The organism is Tatumella citrea, from assembly GCF_002163585.1.
Lineage (GTDB): Bacteria > Pseudomonadota > Gammaproteobacteria > Enterobacterales > Enterobacteriaceae > Tatumella > Tatumella citrea.
Map to the genome: position 1 here is coordinate 1,349,694 of NZ_CP015579.1, position 25,073 is coordinate 1,374,766.

General features: G+C 49.9%; 22 protein-coding genes and 1 riboswitch. Of the genes, 18 read left to right on the plus strand and 4 right to left on the minus strand.

The genetic code is table 11. The features are described from left to right. Positions 1–53 precede the first annotated feature (53 nt). The gene (uvrB, locus tag A7K98_RS06485) at positions 54–2,084 is read left to right on the plus strand and encodes an excinuclease ABC subunit UvrB (RefSeq protein WP_087487815.1); all 2,031 of its coding nucleotides are present in this window, start codon (positions 54–56) and stop codon (positions 2,082–2,084) included. A 2-nt stretch (positions 2,085–2,086) separates the two neighbouring features. On the opposite strand, the gene A7K98_RS06490 is transcribed toward uvrB, so the two are convergent. Next, a complete protein-coding gene (locus A7K98_RS06490; RefSeq protein WP_087487816.1) occupies positions 2,087–2,989 on the minus strand; it encodes a gluconeogenesis factor YvcK family protein in 903 nt (300 codons plus the stop codon). A 206-nt stretch (positions 2,990–3,195) separates the two neighbouring features. Further along, positions 3,196–3,333, plus strand: a riboswitch (molybdenum cofactor riboswitch). On the opposite strand from A7K98_RS06490, the gene moaA reads away from it, so the two are divergent. The 11 genes from moaA to A7K98_RS06550 all read left to right on the plus strand — a co-directional run bounded on the left by moaA (position 3,296) and on the right by A7K98_RS06550 (position 12,574). Further along, a complete protein-coding gene (moaA, locus tag A7K98_RS06495) occupies positions 3,296–4,309 on the plus strand; it encodes a GTP 3',8-cyclase MoaA (RefSeq protein WP_232461631.1) in 1,014 nt (337 codons plus the stop codon). It overlaps the preceding riboswitch by 38 nt. Positions 4,310–4,323: 14 nt before the next feature. Further along, on the plus strand, positions 4,324–4,839 hold the full coding sequence (gene moaB, locus A7K98_RS06500; RefSeq protein ID WP_087487818.1) for a molybdenum cofactor biosynthesis protein B: 516 nt from the start codon (positions 4,324–4,326) through the stop codon (positions 4,837–4,839). A gap of 2 nt (positions 4,840–4,841) precedes the next feature. Continuing rightward, on the plus strand, positions 4,842–5,327 hold the full coding sequence (gene moaC, locus A7K98_RS06505) for a cyclic pyranopterin monophosphate synthase MoaC (RefSeq protein ID WP_087487819.1): 486 nt from the start codon (positions 4,842–4,844) through the stop codon (positions 5,325–5,327). Continuing rightward, complete coding sequence (gene moaD / locus A7K98_RS06510; protein ID WP_087487820.1) at positions 5,320–5,565, plus strand: molybdopterin synthase sulfur carrier subunit; 246 nt, start codon at positions 5,320–5,322, stop codon at positions 5,563–5,565. Before moaC ends, moaD begins: the two co-directional genes overlap by 8 nt. A gap of 5 nt (positions 5,566–5,570) precedes the next feature. Beyond that, complete coding sequence (gene moaE, locus A7K98_RS06515; protein ID WP_087487821.1) at positions 5,571–6,035, plus strand: molybdopterin synthase catalytic subunit MoaE; 465 nt, start codon at positions 5,571–5,573, stop codon at positions 6,033–6,035. An 86-nt stretch (positions 6,036–6,121) separates the two neighbouring features. Beyond that, positions 6,122–7,180, plus strand: a complete 1,059-nt coding sequence (locus A7K98_RS06520; protein WP_087490391.1) for a DUF1615 domain-containing protein — start codon at positions 6,122–6,124, stop codon at positions 7,178–7,180. 73 nt (positions 7,181–7,253) lie between these two features. Continuing rightward, a complete protein-coding gene (locus A7K98_RS06525; protein ID WP_087487822.1) occupies positions 7,254–7,964 on the plus strand; it encodes a Bax inhibitor-1/YccA family protein in 711 nt (236 codons plus the stop codon). A gap of 452 nt (positions 7,965–8,416) precedes the next feature. Then, a complete protein-coding gene (locus tag A7K98_RS06535; protein ID WP_087487824.1) occupies positions 8,417–8,809 on the plus strand; it encodes a YbhQ family protein in 393 nt (130 codons plus the stop codon). A 225-nt stretch (positions 8,810–9,034) separates the two neighbouring features. Then, positions 9,035–10,351, plus strand: coding sequence for an ATP-dependent RNA helicase RhlE (gene rhlE / locus A7K98_RS06540; protein ID WP_087487825.1), 1,317 nt, complete (start codon positions 9,035–9,037; stop codon positions 10,349–10,351). Between the two features lie 4 nt (positions 10,352–10,355). Beyond that, positions 10,356–11,303, plus strand: a complete 948-nt coding sequence (gene dusC / locus A7K98_RS06545; RefSeq protein WP_087487826.1) for a tRNA dihydrouridine(16) synthase DusC — start codon at positions 10,356–10,358, stop codon at positions 11,301–11,303. 74 nt (positions 11,304–11,377) lie between these two features. Next, positions 11,378–12,574, plus strand: a complete 1,197-nt coding sequence (locus tag A7K98_RS06550) for an MFS transporter (RefSeq protein WP_087487827.1) — start codon at positions 11,378–11,380, stop codon at positions 12,572–12,574. A 293-nt stretch (positions 12,575–12,867) separates the two neighbouring features. Here A7K98_RS06550 and A7K98_RS06555 read toward each other — a convergent pair whose 3' ends face one another. Both A7K98_RS06555 and A7K98_RS06560 read right to left on the minus strand, forming a co-directional pair. Then, entirely contained in the window at positions 12,868–13,959 is a 1,092-nt protein-coding gene (locus tag A7K98_RS06555) for a L,D-transpeptidase family protein (protein WP_087487828.1), read from the minus strand. 147 nt (positions 13,960–14,106) lie between these two features. Beyond that, positions 14,107–14,685 (minus strand): DedA family protein, encoded by a 579-nt coding sequence (locus A7K98_RS06560; protein WP_087487829.1) that lies wholly within the window; start codon positions 14,683–14,685, stop codon positions 14,107–14,109. 268 nt (positions 14,686–14,953) lie between these two features. On the opposite strand from A7K98_RS06560, the gene pbpG reads away from it, so the two are divergent. The 5 genes from pbpG to idi all read left to right on the plus strand — a co-directional run bounded on the left by pbpG (position 14,954) and on the right by idi (position 22,423). Then, positions 14,954–15,862: a D-alanyl-D-alanine endopeptidase gene (gene pbpG, locus A7K98_RS06565; RefSeq protein WP_087487830.1), complete on the plus strand. Its 909-nt coding sequence runs from the start codon at positions 14,954–14,956 to the stop codon at positions 15,860–15,862. A gap of 179 nt (positions 15,863–16,041) precedes the next feature. Then, on the plus strand, positions 16,042–18,492 hold the full coding sequence (locus A7K98_RS06570) for a DUF3772 domain-containing protein (RefSeq protein ID WP_087487831.1): 2,451 nt from the start codon (positions 16,042–16,044) through the stop codon (positions 18,490–18,492). Between the two features lie 126 nt (positions 18,493–18,618). After that, positions 18,619–20,913, plus strand: coding sequence for a beta-glucosidase BglX (gene bglX, locus A7K98_RS06575; protein ID WP_087490392.1), 2,295 nt, complete (start codon positions 18,619–18,621; stop codon positions 20,911–20,913). Positions 20,914–20,968: 55 nt separating this feature from the next. Further along, positions 20,969–21,841, plus strand: a complete 873-nt coding sequence (locus A7K98_RS06580) for an oxygenase MpaB family protein (protein ID WP_407703104.1) — start codon at positions 20,969–20,971, stop codon at positions 21,839–21,841. A 63-nt stretch (positions 21,842–21,904) separates the two neighbouring features. Further along, positions 21,905–22,423, plus strand: a complete 519-nt coding sequence (gene idi / locus A7K98_RS06585; RefSeq protein ID WP_087487833.1) for an isopentenyl-diphosphate Delta-isomerase — start codon at positions 21,905–21,907, stop codon at positions 22,421–22,423. 62 nt (positions 22,424–22,485) lie between these two features. On the opposite strand, the gene A7K98_RS21555 is transcribed toward idi, so the two are convergent. Next, complete coding sequence (locus tag A7K98_RS21555; RefSeq protein ID WP_232461597.1) at positions 22,486–22,590, minus strand: hypothetical protein; 105 nt, start codon at positions 22,588–22,590, stop codon at positions 22,486–22,488. A gap of 248 nt (positions 22,591–22,838) precedes the next feature. Between A7K98_RS21555 and dinG the strand changes: the two genes are divergently transcribed. After that, positions 22,839–25,037 carry an ATP-dependent DNA helicase DinG gene (gene dinG, locus A7K98_RS06590; protein WP_087490393.1) on the plus strand — a complete coding sequence of 733 codons (2,199 nt, stop codon included), beginning with the start codon at positions 22,839–22,841 and terminating at the stop codon, positions 25,035–25,037. The last annotated feature ends 36 nt before the right edge of the window (positions 25,038–25,073 follow it).

The window sequence follows — 25,073 nt, forward strand, 5'->3', positions numbered from 1 at the left end:
GCAGTGAGTAAACTATTCAGCCCGCCCGAAAAAAAGCGACAGGTGATCAAACGATGAGCAAGGCTTTCAAACTTCACTCCGAATTTAAACCGTCCGGTGACCAGCCAGAGGCTATCCGGCGGCTGGAAGAGGGTCTGGAAGACGGACTGGCGCACCAGACATTGCTTGGAGTGACCGGCTCAGGGAAAACATTCACAATAGCCAATGTCATCGCTGACCTTAACCGTCCGACCATGGTGCTAGCTCCGAATAAAACACTGGCTGCCCAGCTTTACGGTGAAATGAAAGCCTTTTTCCCTGATAACGCTGTCGAATATTTTGTCTCTTACTACGATTATTACCAGCCTGAAGCTTACGTTCCCAGTTCAGACACCTTCATAGAGAAGGATGCCTCGGTCAACGAACATATTGAGCAAATGCGATTGTCGGCGACTAAAGCATTACTGGAACGTCGGGATGTCATTGTGGTGGCATCGGTATCGGCAATCTATGGACTGGGTGATCCTGATCTGTATCTGAAAATGATGCTGCATCTCAGCCGTGGGATGATTATTGACCAACGCAGTATTTTGCGCCGTCTGGCAGAACTGCAATATACCCGCAATGATCAGGCATTTCAGCGCGGTACTTTTCGGGTGCGTGGCGAAGTTATTGATATTTTCCCTGCGGAATCAGACGAAATTGCACTGCGGGTTGAGCTGTTTGATGATGAAGTAGAGCGTCTGTCGATTTTTGATCCGCTGACAGGGCAGGTCGCACAGACAGTGCCACGTTACACCGTCTATCCCAAAACGCACTATGTCACCCCCCGGGAACGTATTATCGAGTCGATGGAAGAAATTAAGGTTGAACTGGCGGACCGGCGCCGGGTGTTGCTGGAGAATAATAAATTGCTCGAGGAGCAACGTATTGCACAGCGAACTCAGTTTGACCTGGAAATGATGAATGAACTGGGCTATTGCTCGGGTATCGAAAACTACTCCCGCTATCTGTCCGGACGTGGTCCCGGAGAGCCGCCACCAACTTTATTTGATTATCTGCCGGCAGACGGTTTGCTGGTTGTTGATGAATCCCACGTGACGATACCGCAGATTGGCGGGATGTATCGTGGTGACCGTGCGCGAAAAGAAAATCTGGTTGAATACGGTTTCCGCCTGCCATCTGCTCTTGATAACCGCCCTCTGAAATTTGAGGAGTTTGAGGCGCTGGTTCCACAGACAATCTATGTTTCGGCAACACCCGGCGCTTATGAGCTGGAAAAATCCGGCGATGAGGTGATTGATCAGGTGGTACGGCCGACAGGGTTGCTCGACCCGATTATTGAAGTCAGGCCGGTGGCGACTCAGGTTGATGATCTGTTGTCGGAAATTCGTCAACGGGCAGAAATTAATGAACGGGTACTGGTGACTACGCTGACCAAACGGATGGCTGAAGATTTGACGGAATACCTTGAGGAGCATGGAGAACGGGTACGTTATCTGCACTCTGACATCGATACGGTAGAAAGAATGGAGATCATTCGTGATTTGCGCTTAGGGGAATTCGATGTGCTGGTGGGCATTAACCTCTTAAGGGAAGGGCTGGATATGCCAGAAGTTTCTCTGGTAGCCATTCTCGATGCGGATAAAGAAGGATTTTTACGTTCGGAACGTTCTCTGATTCAGACAATTGGGCGTGCAGCACGTAACATTAACGGTAAAGCGATTCTCTACGGAGACCGTATTACGCCTTCAATGGGTCGGGCCATAGAAGAGACTGAACGTCGCAGAGAGAAACAGCAAGCCTGGAATACGGCTCAGGGTATTGTACCGACAAGGCTCAACAAGAAAGTGACCGATATTCTGGAACTGGGTCAGGGGATTGGACGGAGCAAAGGTAAATCGCATGATAAACGCCAGAGTTCTGGACGTGCTGCTGAGAACAGTGGTCAGTATGCTGCGCTGACCCCACAGGCGATGCAGAAAAAAATCACCGAACTGGAAGCCAGAATGCATAAACATGCAATGGACCTTGAGTTTGAGGAAGCAGCACGTGTTCGTGATGAACTGCATGAAATCCGTGCTCTGTTTATTGCAGCTTCCTGATATTAACCGAGGCTCTGTACTGCCTGTTCCAGGGCGATATGCAATAAGTGGCGGTCATGGCGGTATTTAATGTCCCCGGCTTCCAGAGGATGTTGAATGACATGACGCCCTTCAAGGTGACTGATATCTGCCGCAGGGCTGACGACAATGGCATCAATCACCTTTCGACCTATCACCTGTTCGATGTATTGCAGCTTATCGCTCACAGTCAGTGAACCGGCAGGGCTTTTTTCTTTACCCAGATTGCCAATAAAAATCATTTTTGCCGGGGTGCGACGCAGCGCTGTGGCCATCTGTTCCATCAATAACACCGGCATCAGGCTGGTGTAAAAACTCCCCGGACCAATAAGTATCAGATCAGCTTCTGCCACAGCTTCCAGAGCTTCGCGGGTTGGCGAGACATCAGGGAATAATTCCAGAGTGGCAGGAATTTCACTCATGGCATCGATAGCAGTCTCACCGTAAACAGCATTCCCCTGGCGATCGGTTGCCACTAAATCCACCGGTTGTTCGGACATTGGGATTAAAAATGCATCCACTTTCAGCACATTTCGGATCAGGTTAATGGCTTCCAGTGGCCGGACACTGAGGTTATCCAGCGCTTTTAGCATCAGATTACCCAGATTATGTCCTGCCAGTTCACCCTGACCACTGAAGCGGTATTCAAACATCGCAGAAGCAATGCCGGGTTCCGTGATCAGCTGGTTAAGGCAATTACGCATATCTCCCCAGGCGATACCACCCTCGGAACGACGAATTCTGCCGGTAGACCCTCCGTTATCTGTGGTAGTAACGATACCGGTTAACCGGGAACCCAGCGCGGACAGCGAAGACATGACACGTCCTAAGCCGTGGCCTCCACCAATGGCGACTACGCGGTCTAAATCTGCCAGTGTACGATTCATAAATCTCCTTTTAATGGCGGCTATCCTGTCAGAATAATACAGCTACAAAACAGCGAACCGTTCAGTTCACTATTCTCGCTGATTGGATGTCTGTTTTACAGCGGATTAATCTGCAGACCTCACTGAACATTTAAGGCGGACCAGGGCTAACAACATGGCTTATTCAGGCATTTCGCGCTAGAATTTAGCCAGACGATTATCTGTACTGATAATTTACACTCCAAGCCCCTCTGGCCTGTGTTATTCCTAATAATATGGCTGACGGGCCGCAGTTTTCACTGCCAGGGTGTGGGAAGAAATGACCACATCTCCCGACTTCGGAAAGGTGTTCTTGTGTCTCAGTTAATTGATACGTTTGACAGGCGCTTTTACTATCTGCGCCTGTCAATTACTGATGTATGTAACTTCCGCTGTACTTACTGTCTGCCGGACGGTTACCGGCCAAACAGTGTCCGCAATAAAGGTTTTTTATCACTGGATGAAATTCGTCGGGTGACGCGTGCGTTTGCTGCTGCGGGTACCGAGAAAATTCGCATCACCGGGGGCGAGCCTTCCATGCGCCGTGATTTTACCGACATCATCGCCGCTGTCCGGGAAAACTCAGGGTTGAAGAAAATCGCCACCACGACCAACGGTTACCGGATGGCTCGTGATATCCGCGAATGGCGTGATGCCGGGCTGACTGCAGTCAATGTCAGCATCGACAGCCTTGATGCCCGCCAGTTTCATGCCATCACCGGACAGGACAAGTTTCATCAGGTGATGGCCGGTATTGACGCGGCGTTTGAGGCCGGATTCAGCATGGTCAAAGTAAACACCGTGCTAATGCGTGATGTGAACAGCCAGCACCTGCAAACTTTTCTGGAATGGATCCGTACCCGACCAATTCAGTTGCGTTTTATCGAACTGATGGAAACCGGTGATGGCAGTGATTTGTTCAGAAAACACCATATATCTGGTCAGGTTATTCGTGATCAGTTGCTGCAACGTGGCTGGCAGGCTGGAGTCAGAGCCAAAGATGACGGACCCGCCCAGGTATTTACCCACCCGGATTATCAGGGCAGTGTGGGCCTGATAATGCCTTATGAAAAAGATTTTTGCCTGAGCTGCAACCGGCTTAGGGTATCGGCAGTCGGTAATCTGCATTTATGCCTGTTCGGTGATCACGGCATACCGTTGCGTGATTTGCTGGCCAGTGATGAGCATCAGGATGAGTTGCAGGCCAGAATCGCCTCCAGCCTCGGACAGAAGAAACAGACTCATTTTCTGCATCAGGGCATTACCGGTCATACCCAAAATCTTTCGTTTATTGGCGGTTAGTCAGGAGAGACATCATGAGTAAAGCACCAAAGGAGTTTGTCCCGTTAACCGTGGCTGTAATGACTGTTTCAGACAGCAGGGATCAGCATAACGATACTTCCGGCGATTATTTACGCGAAGCACTAACAGAGGCAGGCCATCAGCTGGCGGAACAGGTTATCTGTAGTGACAATCGCTACCAGATTCGTGCGGTCGTTTCACGCTGGATTGCCAGTGAGCAGGTTCAGGTGGTTATTATCAACGGAGGCACGGGTTTTAATCTGAAAAACAGCACGCCTGAAGCATTGTCGCCGTTATTCGATCGCACAATTGATGGTTTTGGTGAACTGTTCCGAATGATCTCATTTGAGGAGATCGACTCATCAACACTGCAATCCCGTGCAGTTGCCGGGATGGCTAACCAGACCTTAATTTTTGCGGTCCCGGGGTCGACAGGAGCGTGTCGTCAGGCGTGGGAGAGAATTATCTCAGCCCAGATTGATGCAACCACCTCACCCTGTAATTTTGTTTCACAACTGAAGAAGCCCTGAGTATGTCTCAACTGACCCATATTAACAGTGCCGGTGAGGCACATATGGTCGATGTTTCGGCCAAACAGGAAACAGTACGGGAAGCCCGTGCTGAAGCTTTTGTCTATATGAGTGCCACCACGTTACAGATGATTGTCGATGGAAGCCATCACAAGGGTGATGTATTTGCCACCGCAAGAATTGCCGGAATCCAGGCGGCAAAACGTACCTGGGATCTGATCCCTCTTTGTCATCCTTTAATGCTGAGTAAAGTTGAAGTTTCACTGACTGCATTACCGGACGAAAATCAGATTCATATCGAAACCCTTTGCAGACTCACCGGTAAAACAGGTGTGGAGATGGAAGCTCTGACAGCTGCCTCGGTAGCTGCGTTGACTATCTATGACATGTGCAAAGCGGTGCAGAAAGACATTGTCATTGACCGGTTACGACTGATCAGTAAATCCGGGGGCAAGTCGGGAGACTTCAGAGCAGATAGCCATGATTAATATTTTATTATTTGCCCGGGTTCGTGAACTGGCGGGCTCAGCCAGCCTTGAAGTCCCTTTCGGGTTCAGCGATGTAGAATCATTGCGCCAGGCGTTAAGTGACCGTGATAAAAACTGGGCGCTGGCGATGGAGAAAGGAAAATTACTGGCAGCGGTGAACCAGACGTTGGTTCCGTTCAGTCACCCACTGCAGGACGGCGATGAAGTAGCATTCTTTCCGCCAGTTACCGGAGGCTAACCCCTATGAATCAGACCCGTATCCGGGTAGGCGAAGCATCATTTTCTGTCGCAGAGGCTCATCAGTGGCTGTCTGAAAATGATGCCGACGGCGCTATTGTCACCTTCACCGGCAAAGTGCGTAATCATAATGCTGGTGACAGTGTGGCAACATTGACGCTGGAACATTATCCTTCGATGACTGAAAAAGTTCTGGCTTCGATAGCCGATGAAGCCCGTGGTCGCTGGGAACTGCAGAGAATCGTGATTATTCATCGTGTCGGTAGTCTGGTAGCAGGGGAGCAGATTGTATTTGTCGGTGTCAGTTCAGCGCACCGCAACAGCGCGTTTGCCGCAGCAGAATACATTATGGATATTCTCAAGACCAAAGCTCCGTTCTGGAAACGTGAAACGACGCCTCAGGGCGATCGCTGGCTGGATGCGAAAGAGAGCGACCAGCAGGCTGCAGAACGCTGGTCTGCGCCGCACTAATGCAGGGATATTTGTCGGGTTCTTTCGGTTATCGCTGTTGTGCCGGGCGTCCGGTGAGCAGGCTGTTGGCCTCAGGGCTTACCGGTATGCTGGTAATGCTATTACTGAATGGTTGTAGCCAGCATTCAACTACGGCTCCGGTGCAACAACCTGTCACGGTGAAAGCGAAAATTCAGCGTCTGTTACCGCCCACTGTCACCGATAAAGCTGGCTGGTCTGAAGATATCTATCAAAGTTTTCACCATCAGTCCTTGCCACCTTCAGCCAGTAATCTATGCGCCGTTATTGCTGTCGCTGGCCAGGAATCCGGGTTTAATCCCGATGCACCGGTCAATGGTTTGCCAGATATCGCCCTGAAAGAAATCTACCGCCGGGCTGCAACGCTCTATATCCCGCAATTTCTGGTCAACACAGCGCTGAAAATACCTTCATCAGACGGGCGCAGTTATGCTGAACGTCTGAGAACAGTGCATACTGAAAAACAACTGAGTGATATTTTTGATGACCTGATCGACAGAGTTCCTCTGGGGCAGAGACTGTTTGGTAATCTGAACCCGGTACATACCGGCGGACCAATGCAGGTCAGTATTGCCTTTGCCGAAGCTCATGCCACCGGTTATCCATGGCCGGTAAAACATTCTGTACGTCAGGAAGTGTTCAGCCGCCGTGGGGGTGTCTGGTTTGGAACTCTGCATCTTTTGGGCTATCCGACAGATTACCCGGCGATGTTATATCGCTTTGCGGATTTCAATGCCGGATGGTATGCCAGCCGCAATGCTGCTTTTCAGGCTGCGGTAATGCAACTCACGGGACGCAAACTGGCACTGGATGGCGATTTGGTGCGTTATGACAGTGACGCTGCAGGAGCAACCGAACAGGCAGTGCTTAGCCTGCAGTCGCAGCTCGGTTTAAGTGCTGCTGAAATTCACCGTCAACTGGCACAGGGAGAGTCGCCCGATTTTCAACAGAGTCGTGTCTGGCAACAGGTTTTCCGGCTGGCCGATAAGCAGCAGGGAAGTCCGTTACCTCGTCAGAGGTTACCGGGTATCGAACTGCATAGTCCCAAAATTACCCGTAATCTGACCACCGCCTGGTTTGCTCAGCGGGTTAACAGCCGCTATCAGCAGTGCCTGACACGGCAGTGATCGGCGACTGGCGTAACTGCCCTGAATTGTGTCACACTGACCCTATCTGTTTAACCGTCTAAAGAGGTAAATCATGGAGCGATATCAACGACAGGATAATTCGACACTGCAACGCGCAGGCTCTGGCCTGCAAACGTATATGGCACAGGTCTATGGATGGATGACCTGCGGGTTGTTGCTTACAGCATTTATCAGCTGGTATGCGGCCAGAACCCCACGGGTAATGGACTTTATTTTCTCCAGCCAGTTAACGTTTTTTGGATTGATCATCATTCAGCTGGCAGTGGTATTTGTCTTATCCGGAATGGTTCATAAAATGAGTAGCGCGCTGGCGACTTCATTATTTATGCTCTATTCAGCACTCACCGGTCTGACGCTGGCCAGTATTTTCCTTGTCTACACCTATTCTTCTATTGCCAGCACTTTCTTCGTGACGGCCGGAATGTTTGGTGCCATGACTCTGTTTGGCTATACCACTAAACGCGATTTGAGCCGACTGGGCAGCCTGATGTTTATGGCGCTGATTGGTATCCTGATTGCTTCACTGGTGAATTTCTGGCTGAAAAGTACCGCAATGATGTGGGCCATCACCTACATTGGTGTTGTCGTGTTTGTGGGTCTGACAGCCTACGACACTCAGAAACTGAAAAATATTGGTGAATCCATCAATGCTGACGATAAAGAAAATCTGCGCCGTTACAGTATTGTCGGAGCGCTGACTCTGTATCTTGATTTTATCAACCTGTTCCTGATGTTGTTGCGGATTTTTGGCAACCGTCGCTAACCAGCTTTCAGTCTGTCACAGGGGCCATATGGCCCCTGTTTTTTTATGCAATTGCCAGTTTGTTTGCCCCTTTTCTGGAAACGCCCTCTGTTGTCTTCGTAATCGAGAGGCGGGTCGTTCAAATCAGTGATTTTTGTGGCTTTAAAGGCCGTCAGAACAGTGCTAATCGAAAATATCTGTTTTCGCCTCATCTCACTAAAATCAGGCCTTTCGGGCGCATAACTGACTGTCTGGTGGGGGGACGGATTGCAAAAAATGAAATAAAAGTGATTTTTGTGGCATAATACTGCCGCTGAGTCACCTGGTCCGCAAAGAAAACTGGTGTTCTGATCACATTTGGACATCAGGAAATCAAAAATCACAGGTGCTTTTTTTGAAACTGGATTAGTCTGATAATCCTTACCGACTTGTCGGTTTGTATCGGCGGCGTTTTTGCCTGCCAGGAGAGAAAAATGAAATGGTCTAATCGCGTTAAGATTATCACCGGTCAAACCTGTTTCCATATTGCGATGCATCTGAGCGTCATGCTGCTACTGGTGTGGGGATGGAAACACCGATGGCTGACCGAAGTCAGTGCCTCCCTTGTTGCGGCTTATGTCGTATTATTGTTGGCAATGATAGTGACGCAACGCATACCTCGTCTGCGTGTGGTAGGCGATTATCTCGAAGAAGCCAGTACCACCTACTATTTTGGCGCAGCAATGCTGTCATTATTCCTGTTCTCACGGGTGATACATAATCCTTTACTGGTGGGTGCCTTAGGCGTGGTTATGCTGGTAGGCCCGGCGTTAATCTCACTGCTGGCTAAAGAACCTGTCCGCCAGGTCGAAAAAAAACGTAGTTAATTCCGTTGTTTTAGCAGGATCAGACATGACAAAATCTGCTGATCCTTTGCCTTTCCGGTATGATTGATAGCCCGGGGCTCTCGCACAGTGACCTTAACTCTGTTAAACTACGCTCATCATGCATCGTAGTTTTTGCCCCTGACTTATCTCTGAGTCACATGACATAACCCCCTGAAAACTGCACCGTTATCTTACGGTCAGGGCGTCCCGGAGTAATAATTTTCCATGTCTTTTGAATCTCTCGGTCTAAGTGCCGATATTTTGCGTGCTGTCAGCGAACAAGGCTACAGCGAGCCAACCCCTATTCAGAAACAGGCTATTCCCGTAGTACTTGCGGGCGGTGACCTGTTAGCCAGTGCCCAGACAGGTACCGGTAAGACAGCCGGTTTCACCTTGCCGATGTTGCAACGGTTATCTGCTACACAGCCATCAGTCATTAAAGGGCGCCGTCCGGTCCGGGCATTGATCCTGACACCTACCCGTGAACTTGCTGCTCAGGTGGGTGAAAACGTCCGTGAATACAGTCGTTATCTGAATCTGCGCTCACTGGTGGTTTTTGGCGGAGTTAGTATTAATCCGCAGATGATGAAGTTGCGTGGTGGTGTCGATATTCTGGTTGCTACCCCTGGCCGGTTGCTTGATCTGGTTCATCAGAATGCTGCTGATTTGTCGGCGGTAGAAATTCTGGTACTGGATGAAGCTGACCGTATGCTGGATATGGGCTTCATTCATGATATTCGTCGTGTACTGGCAAAACTGCCTCCACGCCGCCAGAATTTGCTGTTCTCGGCCACTTTTTCTGACGATATTAAGGCGCTGGCAGAAAAACTGCTTGATCGCCCGTCATTGATTGAGGTTGTGCGCCGTAATACGGCTTCAGAGCAGGTCAGTCAGCAGGTTCATTTTGTTGATAAAAAGCGTAAGCGGGAACTACTGTCATACCTGATAGGTCGTGATAACTGGCAGCAGGTACTGGTGTTTACCCGCACAAAACATGGTGCTAACCACCTTGCAGAACAGCTGAACAAAGACGGTATCACTGCCGCTGCGATTCACGGTAATAAAAGTCAGGGAGCACGTACCCGCGCGCTGGCTGATTTTAAAACCGGCGAAATTCGTGTGCTGGTTGCTACTGACATTGCGGCACGTGGTATTGATATTGAAGAACTGCCACATGTCGTGAACTATGAACTACCTAATGTTGCAGAAGACTATGTACACCGTATTGGTCGTACCGGTCGGGCGGCATCTACCGGGGCTGCATTGTCTCTGGTATGTGTAGACGAGCACAAACTACTGCGTGATATCGAACGGCTATTGAAGCGTGAAATTCCGCGTCTGGCGATTCCGGGTTATGAGCCTGATCCTTCCATCAAAGCCGAACCTATTCAGAATGGACGCCAGGGTGGACGTGATCGGAGACCAGGCGGGCAAGGACAAGGTGCAGGTCGTGGCCAAAATTCCCGCCCACCGCGCGCGGATAACAATGGCAGTCAGCGTCCACGACGTCCGGCAGCAGCTAAGAAAACAGAACGGACCTGATTGTATGCGGGTATTGCTGGCCCCGATGGAAGGTGTCCTTGACTCTCTGGTCAGGCATCTTCTTTCCGAAGTGAATGAGTATGATCTCTGTATCACCGAATTTCTCCGTGTGGTTGATCAGCTGTTACCCGCAAAATCTTTCTACCGGCTCTGCCCCGAATTGCATCATGCCAGCCGGACATCCTCAGGCACCCTGGTGAGAATTCAGTTGCTTGGTCAGCATCCTGGCTGGCTGGCAGAGAATGCGGCACGGGCAATTGAACTGGGATCGTACGGTGTCGACCTGAATTGCGGATGCCCGTCAAAGCTGGTGAATGGCAGCGGTGGCGGGGCGACACTACTGAAAGATCCTGACGTGATTTATCAGGCAGCGAAAGCGATGCGTGAAGCCGTTCCCGCCGCCTTACCGGTGACAGTTAAAGTCCGGCTTGGGTGGGACTCAATTGCCAGATGCCATGAAATTGCAGATGCAGTCGCCAGTGCCGGAGCCACCGAAATTGTGGTTCATGGTCGCACCAAAGAAGACGGTTACCGTGCCGAAGCTATTAACTGGCAAGCTATTGGTGAAATTCGCCAGCGATTATCCATCCCGGTAATTGCAAACGGTGAAATCTGGGACCATAACAGTGCCGCCGCTTGTCGTGAGGTTACCGGATGCGATGCGGTGATGGTGGGCAGAGGAGCGCTGAACGTTCCTAATCTCAGCAGAGTTATCAAATATAATGAAGCACCGATGCCCTGGCCAGAGGTCGTGCAGTTGCTGAATAAATACTGCCGGCTGGAGAAACAAGGGGATACCGGTTTATATCATGTCGCTCGTATTAAGCAGTGGCTGGGGTATTTGCGAAAAGCTTACCCGGAAGCCAGTGAAGTCTTTACCCGCGTACGTGCATTAAAAACGTCAGCAGAGATTGCTCAGACGGTTGACGCCATTGCAGCTAATACCTTGTGACACATAGATGTTGTTATCACCATCAACTGTGATAATGTGCATTTAGTCCATACTCTCCGGGTTTTCACTTTATCATGTCCGAATCTGCGGTCCTGAGTCGTTCTCAGTTAAACAAACGAATCTTATCTGTCATTATTTTTACATTCTTTTGCTATTTATCCGTCGGTCTGCCACTGGCGGTATTACCTGGATTTGTCCATCACCAGCTTGGTTATAGTTCCTTTATTGCCGGAGTTATCATCAGCCTGCAATATTTCTCTACTCTGATCAGCCGTCCGCAAAGTGGCAGGCTGGCCGACAGTATGGGGCCAAAAAGAGTCGTAATGCTTGGCCTGATATTATGCGGAATGAGTGGGGTACTGACGATTATTGCCGCCTGTTTAACCTCAAAACCGTTACTGAGTCTGTCGCTGCTGGCCGCTGGCCGGATATTTCTTGGTTTTGGTGAGAGTTTTAGCAGCACCGGTTCCACATTATGGGGTATGAATATTGCCGGTCCGGTGCATACGGCGAGGGTTATCTCGTGGAACGGCGTAGCAACCTATATGGCTATGGCGATAGGCGCTCCACTCGGGGTGATGCTAAATCAGGGGCTGGGGGTGTTTGGTTTTGCCGGCCTGGTAGCTGTGATGGGTGCTCTCGGCTTCTATCTTGCCAGCCGTAAACCCGCAGTAGTGGTTACCGTAGGTCAGCGGGTTCCGTTTAGTCAGGTATTTCGTCGGGTCTGGATTTACGGTGTCGCATTGGGACTGGGAACAATCGGGTTTGGGGTGATAGCGACTTTTATCACGCTTTACTTCAGCAGCAGGGGCTGGAGTGGTGCCGCCATGACCCTGACTCTTTACAGTCTTGGATTTGCAGGAGTTCGGTTAGTTTCAGGAAATGCGATTACCCGGTTTGGCGGGATTAAAGTATCACTGGTGTCATTTATTGCTGAAGCAATCGGGTTATTTCTGCTGTGGCATGCAGATTCAGTGCTGGCGGCAGATATCGGAGCACTATTAACCGGTTGTGGTTTTTCTCTGATATTCCCGGCTCTGGGGGTAGAGGCTGTGAAGCAGGTAGAGCAGCAAAGCCAGGGGTCGGCACTGGGAACTTATTCGGCGTTCCTCGATTTTGGTCTGGGAATGACCGGGCCGGTGGCCGGACTGCTGATGAATCACCTTGGTATCCGGTCGGTTTATCTGGCAGCCTCTTTGGTAGTGATTGCCGGTGTACTAATGATGATTCGTCTGTTGGTGTGCCCGCGGAAACCGTTAGGAACCAGCTAGCTGAGCGGTGACAGCCATTTTTGCAAATAAACGCTCTGTATCAACAGGGCGTTTTTTTTGGCCTGCAACTATGATTCCTAAGCCATTACACAGCAAGACTTCATGGTGAAAGAGTAGTTAGCTCTGACGGGTAGAGCAGAGGCTGTAGCCATTTAAAATTCTACGGTATTTGCAGTCTGAGACTTCTGGCAGAGAGATCTTCACCGGAGTTGGCCTGTTGTCCGGGAAATCAGGCAATAAAAAACCGCCAGTTCATACAGGCGGTTTTTTAACATTTCAGTCAGAGTGATCTGTTACTCAACAGGACCCGGCTGAGTAATGGTCAGCGGAGCATCCGTAGCCGGGGCATTCGTCTGAATGATATTGGCACCCTGGTCAGACATAGGTGTCATCGGCTCTTCTTTTGGCAGTGCAGTATCATTTTCAGAAACCGGATGCGGTGAAGTATCGATGTTATTTTCCACACCATTAATTTTCACTGGCATACCACTGCGTGCTTTCAGTGCTGCATTCAGTACATTCTGATTAATACTCGGGTCTGACAGCAGTTTGCTCACTGCAGGAGTAATAGGCAGTGGAACTTCAACATTAGAAGTAAATTGCTCTTCTGTGGTAGACAGAGGGTTATGAACTTCAATGTAGCGTGAGCCATCTGGCTCTACAGCAGCCTTGACGGGTTCATCGATAAACTGGACACGGGTACCGACTGGTACATGTTCAAACAGCCATTTGATGTCATCAGCGCGCAGACGGACACAACCGTGGCTGACACGCAATCCAATACCAAAGTTAGCATTGGTTCCATGAATGGCATACAGGTTTCCGATGTACAGCGCATACAGACCCATCGGGTTGTCAGGGCCAGCCGGGAATACATCTGGCAGGTTTTGTCCGTTAGCCAGGTATTCTGCGTGCATCGCTTTTGTTGGGGTCCATGTTGGGTTCGGGCGCTTATGCTGAACGCTGGTAACCCAGTTCAGTGGCGTATCTTTACCTAACTCACCGATACCAATGGGCAGAACCACCACGGTGTTGGTGCCCTTAGGATAGTAGTACAGACGCATCTCTGCACTGTTGATAACAATACCTTCACGCGGTGCATCTGGCAGCAGCAACTGCTGTGGAATCACCAGATTCGTTCCGCCTTTTGGCAAATAGACATCCACACCCGGGTTTGCTTCCAGAATATTACTCAGACCCATCTGGTACTGAGAAGCAAAAGCTTCCAGCGGCAACTGGCTGTTGTCGGGAATAGTAATCTGCAGATTTTCGCCAATCAGACTGCTCTTTGCCGAAGGCAAAGGATAAACCACTGCTAACGCTGACTGGCTGTATGCCACCAGAGCCAGCGCAAGTGAAGCTAAGACGCGAATGCTATTTTTCATGATTATACAATTTGTTAGTGCCTGAATATCGGCTTGTTAAGGTTCTTATGGCCGGACTATGTTTTGTCCGGCTGCACATTATATGGACTTATACCGGGTTCGGGAACTGACATTTTTCATCAATACATTTCCCGTGATATTCATCTGTTATTGTTGCTGTCGCCGTTGTTGCAAAAAGCGTATGCCTTTCCAGACTATGTACAACACCACAGCAATTCCTGCAACCCAGAACACCGGTTTCAGATATTCATCCAGTTTATCAAACCAGGGGGTAATTAGCTTGCCGGCAAAGTAACCAAGGCTGACAAACAGTAACGCCCAGATAAACGCACCGATAACATTAAATATCAGAAAACGCCGGGGTGATAGCTGACTTGTTCCGATAATGATTGGCCCGATAATTCGGAAACCATACATAAAACGTACACCAATCACAAATAAACTGGGGTGGCGGTTGATCAGTTCACTGGCACGGGCGGCCTTATCCTGGTGATTGCTGAACTTAGATAATAACCGGGTACCATAACGGCGGCCCAGCCAGTACAGCAGCTGATCACCAATGATCCCTCCGGCCATGGCAGCAATCACCACACCAGCAAAATGCAGTAATCCTTTATGAGCTGCTATCCCGCCCAGCAATACAAAAGTCTCACCTTCAGCCATACAACCCAGCAACAGGGCGAAATAACCGTAATGGTGAATCAGTGAGTTAATATCAATATGCAACGTTACGAGTCCTGGTCTGATTCAGCGAAATTTTAGTTTACACGTCATTACGCTTTGGTGCGATGTTGATACTCCGGGATATCAACATGCGGGCTGGGCAGTTTTGTCAGACTTTCTTACAAAATCCGTGCAATAGCTGCTCGCTGTGATTTGGGCATTTTTCCTGTGATCAGAGTATGATGCTGCCGCCAGCGGGATGAAATCAGCAATGGCTCCGCGGCCTGTGTCTGCACAGCACTAAAAAAACATTCAGGTATCTTTAAAAAAAATGTCCTTACAACTACGTCATTCTTTACTTTTTTTTGCACTTTGTACTCCTCTGACAGCAGCGGTAATCCCGGCTCATGCTGAACGCAGTACTCCGGATGTTAGCAGTACCGTGCAACCGCAGATTGCTTCCGGAAGTGCCCTGGTGATTGACCTGAATACCAATAAAGTGCTGTTTTCGAGCCATCCTGACCGGGTACGGCCGATTGCCTCACTGACTAAACTCATGACCGTCATGGTAGTTCTGGATGCTCATCAGTCACTGGATGAGGTGATTAATGTGGATATCAGCCATACGCCTCAGATGAGAGGCGTATTTTCGCGGGTAAAACTGAACAGTGAAATCAGCCGTCGTAATATGATGCTGCTGGCCCTCATGTCGTCAGAAAATCGTGCAGCGGCCAGTCTGGCAGCCCATTACCCTGGTGGCTATCAGGCCTTTATCCAGGCCATGAATAATAAAGCCCGTTCCCTGGGCATGATGCATACCCACTACGTCGAACCAACGGGTTTATCACTGGAGAATGTTTCAACTGCCAGTGACCTGGTGAAACTGCTGAAAGCAACAGAGCGTTATCCGCTTATAGGTGAGCTGAGTAAAACAAAAGAAGAAACTGCGGTGTTTAGTCATCCGTCTTATGCACTGCCGTTCCGTAATACTAATCATCTGGTGTATAACGATAAATGGAATATTCGTTTAACCAAAACAGGTTATACCGATGAAGCCGGCCATTGTCTGGTAATGAGAACTACCATTAATGGTCGCCCGGTCGCTCTGGTTGTGTTGGATGCTTTTGGCAAATATACCCATTTTGCTGACGCGACCCGGATTCGTAGCTGGCTGGAAACCGGTAAAGCAGCTCCGGTTCCTGCTGCTGCACTGGCGTATAAAAAAGAGAAAGGGCTTTAACCCAATACGGTATTAGTATTCATTTATCAGATTTCCGGGATATCAGTTCCTCTGAGCCTCCCGGAAGTCCATTTTCAGTGCCATTCTTATAGCTGAGAAGGTAATAACCCTCTACAACCTATGGCTGGCCAGTTATTTTTGATTTCACTGTTCTGTATATCTGTGGATGCAACCTCATCATGCGTATTTTATCGATCACCTTCAGACTGTTTTTACTGCTGATTAGCTTTCAGTTTTCGGCGTTTGTCTATGCAGACAGTACCGATGCCAGCCAGCAAACTCCTGCTGCGCCGCAGATTAATGCCAGTCGTGAACTGACTCAAATGCAGGTGGTGCTGGATAAAATTAAAGGGCAGGTGTCGGGATCGACCAATGATTCAACACTGAGTCAGCTCAATGAGATGGCACAACAGTTGTCAGAGAACGCTGATACCCTGGGGCAGAGTCTGATCCCTGAACGTCAGAAAGTGGATGCTCAGCTTGCGGTACTGGGCGCTGCACCGGCGCCTGGCAGTGGCGTTAAAGAAACCGCAGAAGTCAGCAACAAGCGGCGCTCACTGGAAGCCCGTAAAACAACCCTCGATAACCAGATAAAGCAGGCCGAAGGGCTGAAATCGGGTGGCCTTAATCTGTCGGCACAAATACTTAATCTGCGCCGCGATCAGGTGAAAACACAACTGGCACTGAATTCAGGGAGTATTTTCTCGTCTGCATTCTGGCAGCCGCTGTATAACAGCAATCAGTTTGACCGGGATAAGATCACAGAATTTGGCGGTGAACTGCTGAATGCAGCAACACTTTCCTGGGGCCCGGAATGGCGGGTAGGCACAATTTGTTGGCTGCTTGCGGCGGTGCTGGTGATGGTACTAGGCCGACGCTATACGGAAGAATTTCTGGCCTGGGTCAGCATCAACAAATTACCGGAAGGCCGGCTCAGACGCAGTTTTCTGGCGACTGCAATTGCGCTGACGACCCTGCTGGCCATTGTTCTGTCATTTAATTTCCTGGCACAGGCGTTTACCCGCATTGATGAAGTAGACAGTGATGTTGAAGAGTATGTTAGCCGTCTGGTACATCTGAGCATTAGCTGTGGTCTGATTGCAGGATTAGGCAGAGCATTCCTGTCTACTCGTCGTCCTTCATGGCGACTGGCCAATATTACCAACGAAGTCGCTCTGGCGATGAAGCCGTTTCCAACCATTATTGCTTCACTGGTGTTTATTTTTCAGGCCCTCGAAACCTTTAACTACAGTGTGGGAACCAGTGTTAACACCACAGTGTTTGGGAATGGTCTGACAGCGTTGTTGATCGGCATCTTTTGCGTGGTCATTATTCTGAGAATTAACCGTACCCGTCGGCGGATGAGAAATGATGAAGAGGCTCCTCCGGTACGTTCGACGCTGGCAGCCCTGATTGAGTTTGCTCTGTTTGTCACTGGACTGGTGATTCTGCTGGCACTGGCGATAGGATATGTTTCCTTTGGTCGCTATGTCAGTTATGAAACGGTCTGGATTGGTATCCTGTTCAGTTCTTTCTATTTACTGAGCCAGCTTGCTGGCGACAGCTGTGAGGCCATTTTTTCTACCAGTAATGCCTGTGGTCGCAGGGTACAAAGTTCACTGAATATCAACGAACGTTACCTGCACCAGATCTCTTCTCTGCTGTCAGCCTTGTTAAAATCGGCTCTGGTACTTCTGCTGGTATTCGGCTTATTTAATGGCACTATTACCTCTTCCTCACCGGCAGACATGCTACAGAAAGCGCTGGCGTTCTGGGGAGGTAAAGGGCTGGAAAAGCTAAATATCGTCCCTTCTCAGGTAGTCAATGCCATTATTATGTTGATTGCCAGTATCTGCGTTTTACGCAGGGTACGCCGTTGGCTGGACGAGGAGTTTTTACCTAAGACCGCTATGGATAAAGGGATGCGGGTCTCAGTAGTCACCCTGTTCAGTAATGTGGGTTATGTGTTAGTGGTACTGATGACACTGTCTGTGATGGGGGTACAGTGGAATAAACTGGCATGGATTGTCAGTGCATTATCGGTAGGGATCGGTTTTGGCCTGCAGGAGATTGTTAAAAACTTTATTTCTGGCTTGATTCTGCTGACAGAACGCCCGGTCAAAGTAGGAGACCTGGTGGGGATTGGTGGTTATGAAGGGGATATCCGGCGTATTAATGTCAGGGCGACAGAAATCCAGCTGTCGGATAAATCCACGGTGATTGTACCTAATTCTCAGTTGATTTCCCAGAATGTGCGGAATGCAACCATGGGCAATGCTCAGGGTGTGGTGACTATTCCGCTGACTTTCCCGCTGGATATTGACCCGGTGCAGGTAAAGGATATTTTGCTTGGCGTCTACAATGACAATGAACGTATTCTTGATACTCCGGCACCTTCCGTCAGCTTTAAAGATCTCTCTTCTCAGGGGATCCTGCTCAGCGTTACCGGCAACGTTGCGACTCAGAGATTGATCTCGTCGGTGAAAAGTGAGTTGCTGTTTGAGATTCTGGTGCGTCTGAGAAACGAAGGCATTGCACTTTCATCTCCGCAGACCATGGTTATTGAGCAGAAAGCGTCAGCGACTCCGGCGAATCCGGCAGATATATTGTCCTCAGACCATCAGGGTTGATAGCCCGGCCGGTGGCATTCGTTCCCGCCGGCAGCGATGCATGCTATGCTTTTCTTAAGCCTTTTCAGGCCGGTGCAGGACATTGCACCGGGTCCAAGCCTGTTATCTACTGCTGAGAATCTGCCGATGAAATGGATTTACCCGTTACTGTTTGCAAGTATTACCCTTCCTTCGGCCATTGCTGCTACGTCACAACCCGCTACGTTTGGTGATGAGAAGGCACGCGATGCTTATGTCACACAGTTGCTGGCAAAAATGACTCTGAACGAGAAAATCGGTCAGTTACGTCTTATCAGCGTAGGTCCGGATAATCCGAAATCAGCTATTCGTGAAATGATCCGCAAAGGGCAGGTAGGAGCAATCTTTAACACCGTCACCCGTCAGGATATTCGGGCGATGCAGGATCAGGTTATGCAGTTAAGTCGCCTGAAAATCCCGTTATTCTTTGCCTATGATGTGGTGCATGGTCAGCGAACCATCTTTCCTATACCGCTGGGACTGGCCGCCAGCTGGGATTTGGATGCTATCAAAACTGTAGGTCAGATTTCTGCTTATGAAGCCGCAGATGACGGGCTGAATATGACCTGGGCACCCATGGTTGACGTCAGCCATGAGCCGCGCTGGGGACGGATGTCAGAAGGTTTCGGTGAGGATACCTTGCTGACTGCCGAAATGGGGCGGGCGATGGTACAGGCGATGCAGGGCAAGAGTCCGGCGGATCGTTATTCGCTGATGACCAGCGTTAAGCATTTTGCTTTGTATGGGGCTGTGGAAGGTGGGCGCGAATATAATTCCGTTGATATGAGTCCGCAGCGTATGTTCCAGGAATATATGCCACCGTATAAAGCAGCTTTAGATGCCGGTAGTGGCGGTGTGATGGTGGCACTCAATTCAATTAATGGCGTACCGGCTACCGCGGACAGTTGGTTGCTAAAAGATGTATTGCGGGATCAATGGAAATTCAAAGGGATCACCATCAGTGATCACGGTGCGATAAAAGAGTTGATCAAACATGGCGTTGCCAGTGATCCACAGGATGCGGTGCGTATTGCGCTAAAATCCGGCATCGATATGAGTATGAGCGATCAGTATTACAGCCAGTATTTACCAGGCCTGGTGAAAAGCGGTGCTGTGACGATGGCTGAAATTGATGATGCTACCCGGCATGTACTGAATGTTAAATACGATATGGGGCTGTTCCGTGACCCGTACAGCCACCTCGGACCCGCAGGCAGTGATCCGACAGATACTAATGCGGAGAGCCGTCTTCATCGTCAGCAGGCTCGCGAAGTCGCTGCAGAAACACTGGTTTTGCTGAAAAACCGGCTGGATGTTTTACCACTGAAAAAGCAGGGAACGATTGCGTTAGTCGGGCCACTGGCTGACAGCCAGCGCGATATTATGGGAAGTTGGTCGGCAGCCGGAGTTGCAGGACAGTCAGTGACATTGTTGCAGGGAATGCGTGAAGCACTCAATGGTAAGGCTACTTTGCTGTATGCCAAAGGGTCAAACATTACCGATAATCCACTGGTTCAGAAGTTCCTCAACAGCTATGAACAGGCGGTGACCGTGGATAAACAGTCTCCGCAACAATTGCTGGATCAGGCCGTTGAGGCAGCTAAAAAAGCCGATGTTATAGTGGCGGCAGTAGGGGAATCACAGGGGATGGCGCATGAAGCCTCCAGCCGCAGTGATATTCGTATTCCGGAAAGCCAGCGTAAGTTACTGGCTGCGCTGAAAGCCACCGGTAAACCGTTGGTGATTGTATTGATGAACGGTCGTCCTCTGGATATCAGTAAGCAGGCGACTCAGGCAGATGCGATTCTGGAAACCTGGTTTAGCGGTACTGAAGGCGGCCATGCCATTGCGGATGTTCTGTTTGGGGATAAAAACCCTTCCGGTAAACTCCCTGTTTCTTTCCCGCGGTCTGTGGGACAGATTCCAATTTACTACAATCATCTGCCTACAGGGCGCCCGTACGATTATCTTCACCCGGATAAATATACCTCTCATTATTATGACGCGATGAACGGACCGCTCTATCCGTTTGGTTATGGCCTGAGCTACACACAGTTTACGGTCTCACCGGTGACATTATCAGCCAGCCACTTCTCACACGGTGGCAGCTTACAGGCCAGCGTTACCGTGACCAACAGTGGAAAGCGTGAAGGTGCGACCATAGTTCAGATGTACCTTAATGATCCGGTGGCGAGCCTGAGCCGTCCAGTCGAAGAACTGAAAGGATTCCGGCGGGTAAACCTGAAAGCCGGTGAATCACAAAAGGTGACATTCACCGTTGATGAAGGTGATCTGAAATTCTGGAATTCACAGATGAAGTATGTGGCAGAACCCGGTAGTTTCAATCTGATGATTGGCCTGGATTCGGTTCGTACTCAGAAAACGCAGTTCACCTATCAATAACCCGGGAAACTGTCAGTTCAGGGCAATTGTTCAGCCCTGAACTGCGAAAAGTATGATGAATGTAATACGCGATAAAATTGCCCGGCAGGTCTACCGGCTGAATGGATTATCTCTGAATGAGTTTGATCTGACTTCTCCGGCAGGTGATCCGGGGCTGTTCGGGCCTGACAGTATGGTCTGGACTGTTCATGGCGATTTTTCATCGATGATGTGCGGTGGAATTGCTGCCCTGCTGCTACAAATGCAGCATCCCTCTGCGCTGGCCGGAGTCTGGGATCACTCTGACTTTCGAAATGATCTGTTTGGTCGTTTACGCAGGACCAGCCAGTTCATTGCGGTTACCAGCTTTGGCAACCGCCAGGATGCTGAGTTTTTGATTGATAAAGTCAGGCGTATTCATTTGCGGGTTGCAGGTACGAATCCGGACGGGGAGCGATATCAGGCCAGTGACCCCGGCTTGCTGCGCTGGGTCCATGTGGCTGAAACCTCCAGTTTTCTGGCGGCCCATCTGCGTTACAAAAATCCTTCACTCAGTCTGGCTGAGCAGAATCGTTATTATGCGGAAGCTTCGCTGACCGGTACTGCGTTAGGGGCGACAGATCTTCCTCTGACGGTGGCTGATGTTGAAGACTATCTGCAAAGCATGCGCCCTCAGTTACGTACTGATGAACGTACTCTGCAGGTTAGCCGGTTATTATTTTCTGCACCAGCACCGTCTAAAGCTGCCCGGCCGGTGATGAATATTATGCTCAGAGCAGGAGCTGACCTGCTGCCGGCATGGACTCCGGTTCCGGGAGTGCCATTGCGTAGCGCCCGACAACAGGTTGCTACCCGTTACAGTATGCACTGTATTGCCGCGCTGCTGCGCTGGTCAATCCGCCAGGGGGCCTGGCACAAAGCGATGCGACGCGTTGGACGAATTCCCTGATGCAAACAATTTCCCGGCACAAAGCAGAGGTGTATACTTGCCGCAGGTTGATTAAGGAATTTTATGCCAGTGATAGAAGTTATTCTTGTTGATAAAGACGATAACCCCACCGGAAAAATGGAAAAACTGGAAGTGCATCAAAAAGGACTGATGCACCGGGCGGTGACTGTCTATGTTTTCAACGCCAGAGGTGAGCTCCTGCTACAGCGCCGCGCAGAAAATAAGTACCATTGCGGTGGTTTGTGGAGCAATACATGCTGCGGTCATCCTTTTCCCGGTGAGACAACTCAACACGCAGCCGAAAGGCGCTTGCGTGAAGAGATGGGGTTATCACTTTCACTGAAACCTGCATTCGAAATCAGTTACAAACTGCCCCTGAAAAACGGGTTAACTGAACATGAATATGGACATATATTTTTCGGGGTTTCTGACGCACAGCCAGAACTTAATCCACAGGAAGCGGATGCATGGCGCTACAGCAGTCTGTCCGAATTGCAGCTGGAAATTGCTGGCGATGAAGAAAGGTTTACGCCCTGGTTCCTGTATACGATTCAGAAGGTCATAGACAGTCAGCGGCCATAGAATCAGGGTGGGCTTACGGGCAGAAACGATGATGGCTCAGATAAACTACCCGCAGGCTATGATCAGCTGGTGATGATAATGCTGTAACCGACCAGCATCAGGCCACCTACGCCACCAAGGGCCAGTAACAGGAAAAGAAAAGTAATGCCGATTTTTTGCAGGTTCATTTCAATGCCACTCCTCATTCAGATAATTGATAATAACTCTTAACTGACTTGTGATAAACGTTAACATCGCGTTTGTCGGGAATTTTCATTTTATTGGTTGTTTTTCTGTTTTCTCATGGTCAGTTTCACTGGTTGCTATTGTTTTACGGAAGGACAGCGTGTTTTTTTGGACTAATAGTCTGTCGGGGCTGCCGTCAGAAGAAATACTGTGTAAAAATACAGGCTGATTCTTTTAGCCGATGGTCGTTATGGTTCTGACACCCGCAATAAAATTACAGATTGGTGAGTGGTATAAGCAGCTGCAGGCACAGGTGACTGATTTTGTCCCCCGTCAGCCTCAGCGGCAAATGATCGCTGAGGTCGCCAAAACACTGTCAGGGGATGAAGGGCGCCATCTGGCAATTGAAGCCCCGACCGGAGTCGGTAAAACTCTGTCTTATCTGATCCCGGGCATAGCCATTGCCCGGTCAGCCGAAAAAAAGCTGGTTATCAGCACCGCGAATGTTGCCTTACAGGATCAGATCTTCGATAAAGATCTGCCGCTGCTCAAACAGTTTATTCCTGATCTGACTTTTACAGCAGCTTTTGGCCGTCGTCGTTATGTCTGCCCGCGTAACCTGAGTTTCATGACTGATCAGCAGGATGCTCAGGGTGATCTGCTGTTTTATCTGGAAGAAGGTTCGGCAACTAATGACAGCGGTTTGTCAGGAGAAGCCCGGCAAAGGCAACAAAAAGTCGCTGACCGGTTGCAGAAACAACTCAATAGCGGAGAGTGGGATGGCCTGCGTGATCACTGTAATGTGCAGATTGATGATGCTCACTGGTTGCGAATGTCGACGGATAAAACCAGCTGTCTTGCTCACCATTGTCAGTGGTATCGGGAATGCCCGTTTTTCCTTGCCCGCAGAGAAATAGAACATTCCGATGTGGTGGTTGCTAATCACGCCCTGGTGATGGCGGCTCTGGAAAGCGATGCTGTATTGCCGCCAGCAAAAGAGATGCTGCTGGTGATGGATGAAGGCCATCATCTGCCAGAAGTTGCCCGGGATGCGCTGGAAATGAGCAGTGATATATCGCCGGCGGGAGCCGGGCTGCAACTGGATTTATTCTGTAAGCTGGTCGAAACCCTGCGCAGCTGGTTTACTTTCAAATCACCTCCACCACTGGCTAATCCGGAGCGGCTTACTGAGCATTGCGCCATTGTCCGCCAACTGATCATGGAGCTGGTGGCTGAGATGCTTCCCTTGCTACCTGAGCAGGGTGAAACCTCTGTTGAATACCGCTTTGTGCTTGGTGAACTGCCGGAAGAGACGGCAGAACGCTGCCAGAAGCTATTTAAGCTTTGCGATGCCTTGCGTGGGCTGACAGAAAATCTGATCAATATGCTGGGAGAGATGACCGGCAAAGAAGATATTGTGCGTATTCACCGTGGACTGTTGCAGCTGAACCGTTTTTTAGGCTGGTTTGAATCGCTGAGCAAACTCTGGTGGCTGGCGGGACTAAAGCAGCTGTCAGGGGCTCCTGTCTCAAAATGGCTGACGACGGAATGGCACGAAGGTAAACGTCAGTTGTTTTTTCACTGTGCCGGTATCCGGGTGAGTGACCAGCTGGAAAAATTGCTGTGGCGGAAAGTCCCGCATGTCATTCTCACCTCAGCAACGCTACGTTCGCTGAACAGCTTTCGTCGGTTGAGTGAAATGTCCGGGCTGAACGAAGCTGCCGGGGATCGCTTTATTGCGCTGGATTCACCCTTTGACCATGTCACTCAGGGTAAGCTGGTGATTCCAAAAATGCAGTACGAACCACAAATTAGCCAGGAAGCTTTGCATATTGCCGAAATGGCCCGTTACTTCCGCCAGCAGGTTGAAGAAAAAAAGCACACCGGCAGTCTGGTATTGTTTTCCAGTGGCCGGGCAATGCAGCTATTTTTGAATGAAGTGGCTGATTTAAGGCTTATGTTGCTGGTACAAGGCGATCAGCCGCGTTCACGGTTAATCAGTTTGCATCGTCAAAGGGTTAAAGAAGGACAGCAGAGTGTGCTGGTCGGTTTACAGTCATTCTCGGAAGGGCTGGACCTGAAAGGTGAACTGCTGACTCAGGTTCATATCCATAAAATTGCTTTTCCTCCGGTAGACAGTCCGGTTATTGTCACGGAAGGAGAGTGGCTACGAAGCCAGCAGCGCTACCCGTTCGAAATCCAAAGCCTGCCAAGCGCCTCATTCACGCTGATTCAACAAGTCGGGCGACTCATTCGTAGCCACCAGTGCACCGGTGAGGTGATTATTTATGACCGGAGACTGTTCAGCAAGGCCTATGGCAGCAGACTGTTGGCGGCATTGCCTGTGTTTGCCATTGAGCAGCCGGATATTCCGCCAGTCAGTGAGAATAAAGCAGCAAAGCGGGCAGTGGCAGCGAAAACTAAAGCCCGGCGGCGTCCACGACGCTAGCCGGATAATGTGATTTTTGAGCAGCATCGACTGCGC

Excerpts from the sequence above, each read along its gene's own strand:
- A7K98_RS06535 (WP_087487824.1), top strand. The coding sequence starts at position 8,417 with ATGAAATGGTCTAATCGCGTTAAGATTATCACCGGTCAAACCTGTTTC.
- moaB (WP_087487818.1), top strand. The coding sequence starts at position 4,324 with ATGAGTAAAGCACCAAAGGAGTTTGTCCCGTTAACCGTGGCTGTAATG.
- bglX (WP_087490392.1), top strand. The coding sequence starts at position 18,619 with ATGAAATGGATTTACCCGTTACTGTTTGCAAGTATTACCCTTCCTTCG.
- idi (WP_087487833.1), top strand. The coding sequence starts at position 21,905 with ATGCCAGTGATAGAAGTTATTCTTGTTGATAAAGACGATAACCCCACC.
- rhlE (WP_087487825.1), top strand. The coding sequence starts at position 9,035 with ATGTCTTTTGAATCTCTCGGTCTAAGTGCCGATATTTTGCGTGCTGTC.
- A7K98_RS21555 (WP_232461597.1), bottom strand. The coding sequence starts at position 22,590 with ATGAACCTGCAAAAAATCGGCATTACTTTTCTTTTCCTGTTACTGGCC.
- A7K98_RS06550 (WP_087487827.1), top strand. The coding sequence starts at position 11,378 with ATGTCCGAATCTGCGGTCCTGAGTCGTTCTCAGTTAAACAAACGAATC.
- A7K98_RS06555 (WP_087487828.1), bottom strand. The coding sequence starts at position 13,959 with ATGAAAAATAGCATTCGCGTCTTAGCTTCACTTGCGCTGGCTCTGGTG.
- moaC (WP_087487819.1), top strand. The coding sequence starts at position 4,842 with ATGTCTCAACTGACCCATATTAACAGTGCCGGTGAGGCACATATGGTC.
- moaD (WP_087487820.1), top strand. The coding sequence starts at position 5,320 with ATGATTAATATTTTATTATTTGCCCGGGTTCGTGAACTGGCGGGCTCA.
- A7K98_RS06580 (WP_407703104.1), top strand. The coding sequence starts at position 20,969 with ATGAATGTAATACGCGATAAAATTGCCCGGCAGGTCTACCGGCTGAAT.
- pbpG (WP_087487830.1), top strand. The coding sequence starts at position 14,954 with ATGTCCTTACAACTACGTCATTCTTTACTTTTTTTTGCACTTTGTACT.
- A7K98_RS06570 (WP_087487831.1), top strand. The coding sequence starts at position 16,042 with ATGCGTATTTTATCGATCACCTTCAGACTGTTTTTACTGCTGATTAGC.
- uvrB (WP_087487815.1), top strand. The coding sequence starts at position 54 with ATGAGCAAGGCTTTCAAACTTCACTCCGAATTTAAACCGTCCGGTGAC.
- moaE (WP_087487821.1), top strand. The coding sequence starts at position 5,571 with ATGAATCAGACCCGTATCCGGGTAGGCGAAGCATCATTTTCTGTCGCA.
- A7K98_RS06525 (WP_087487822.1), top strand. The coding sequence starts at position 7,254 with ATGGAGCGATATCAACGACAGGATAATTCGACACTGCAACGCGCAGGC.
- dinG (WP_087490393.1), top strand. The coding sequence starts at position 22,839 with ATGGTTCTGACACCCGCAATAAAATTACAGATTGGTGAGTGGTATAAG.
- A7K98_RS06490 (WP_087487816.1), bottom strand. The coding sequence starts at position 2,989 with ATGAATCGTACACTGGCAGATTTAGACCGCGTAGTCGCCATTGGTGGA.
- A7K98_RS06520 (WP_087490391.1), top strand. The coding sequence starts at position 6,122 with ATGCTGGTAATGCTATTACTGAATGGTTGTAGCCAGCATTCAACTACG.
- dusC (WP_087487826.1), top strand. The coding sequence starts at position 10,356 with ATGCGGGTATTGCTGGCCCCGATGGAAGGTGTCCTTGACTCTCTGGTC.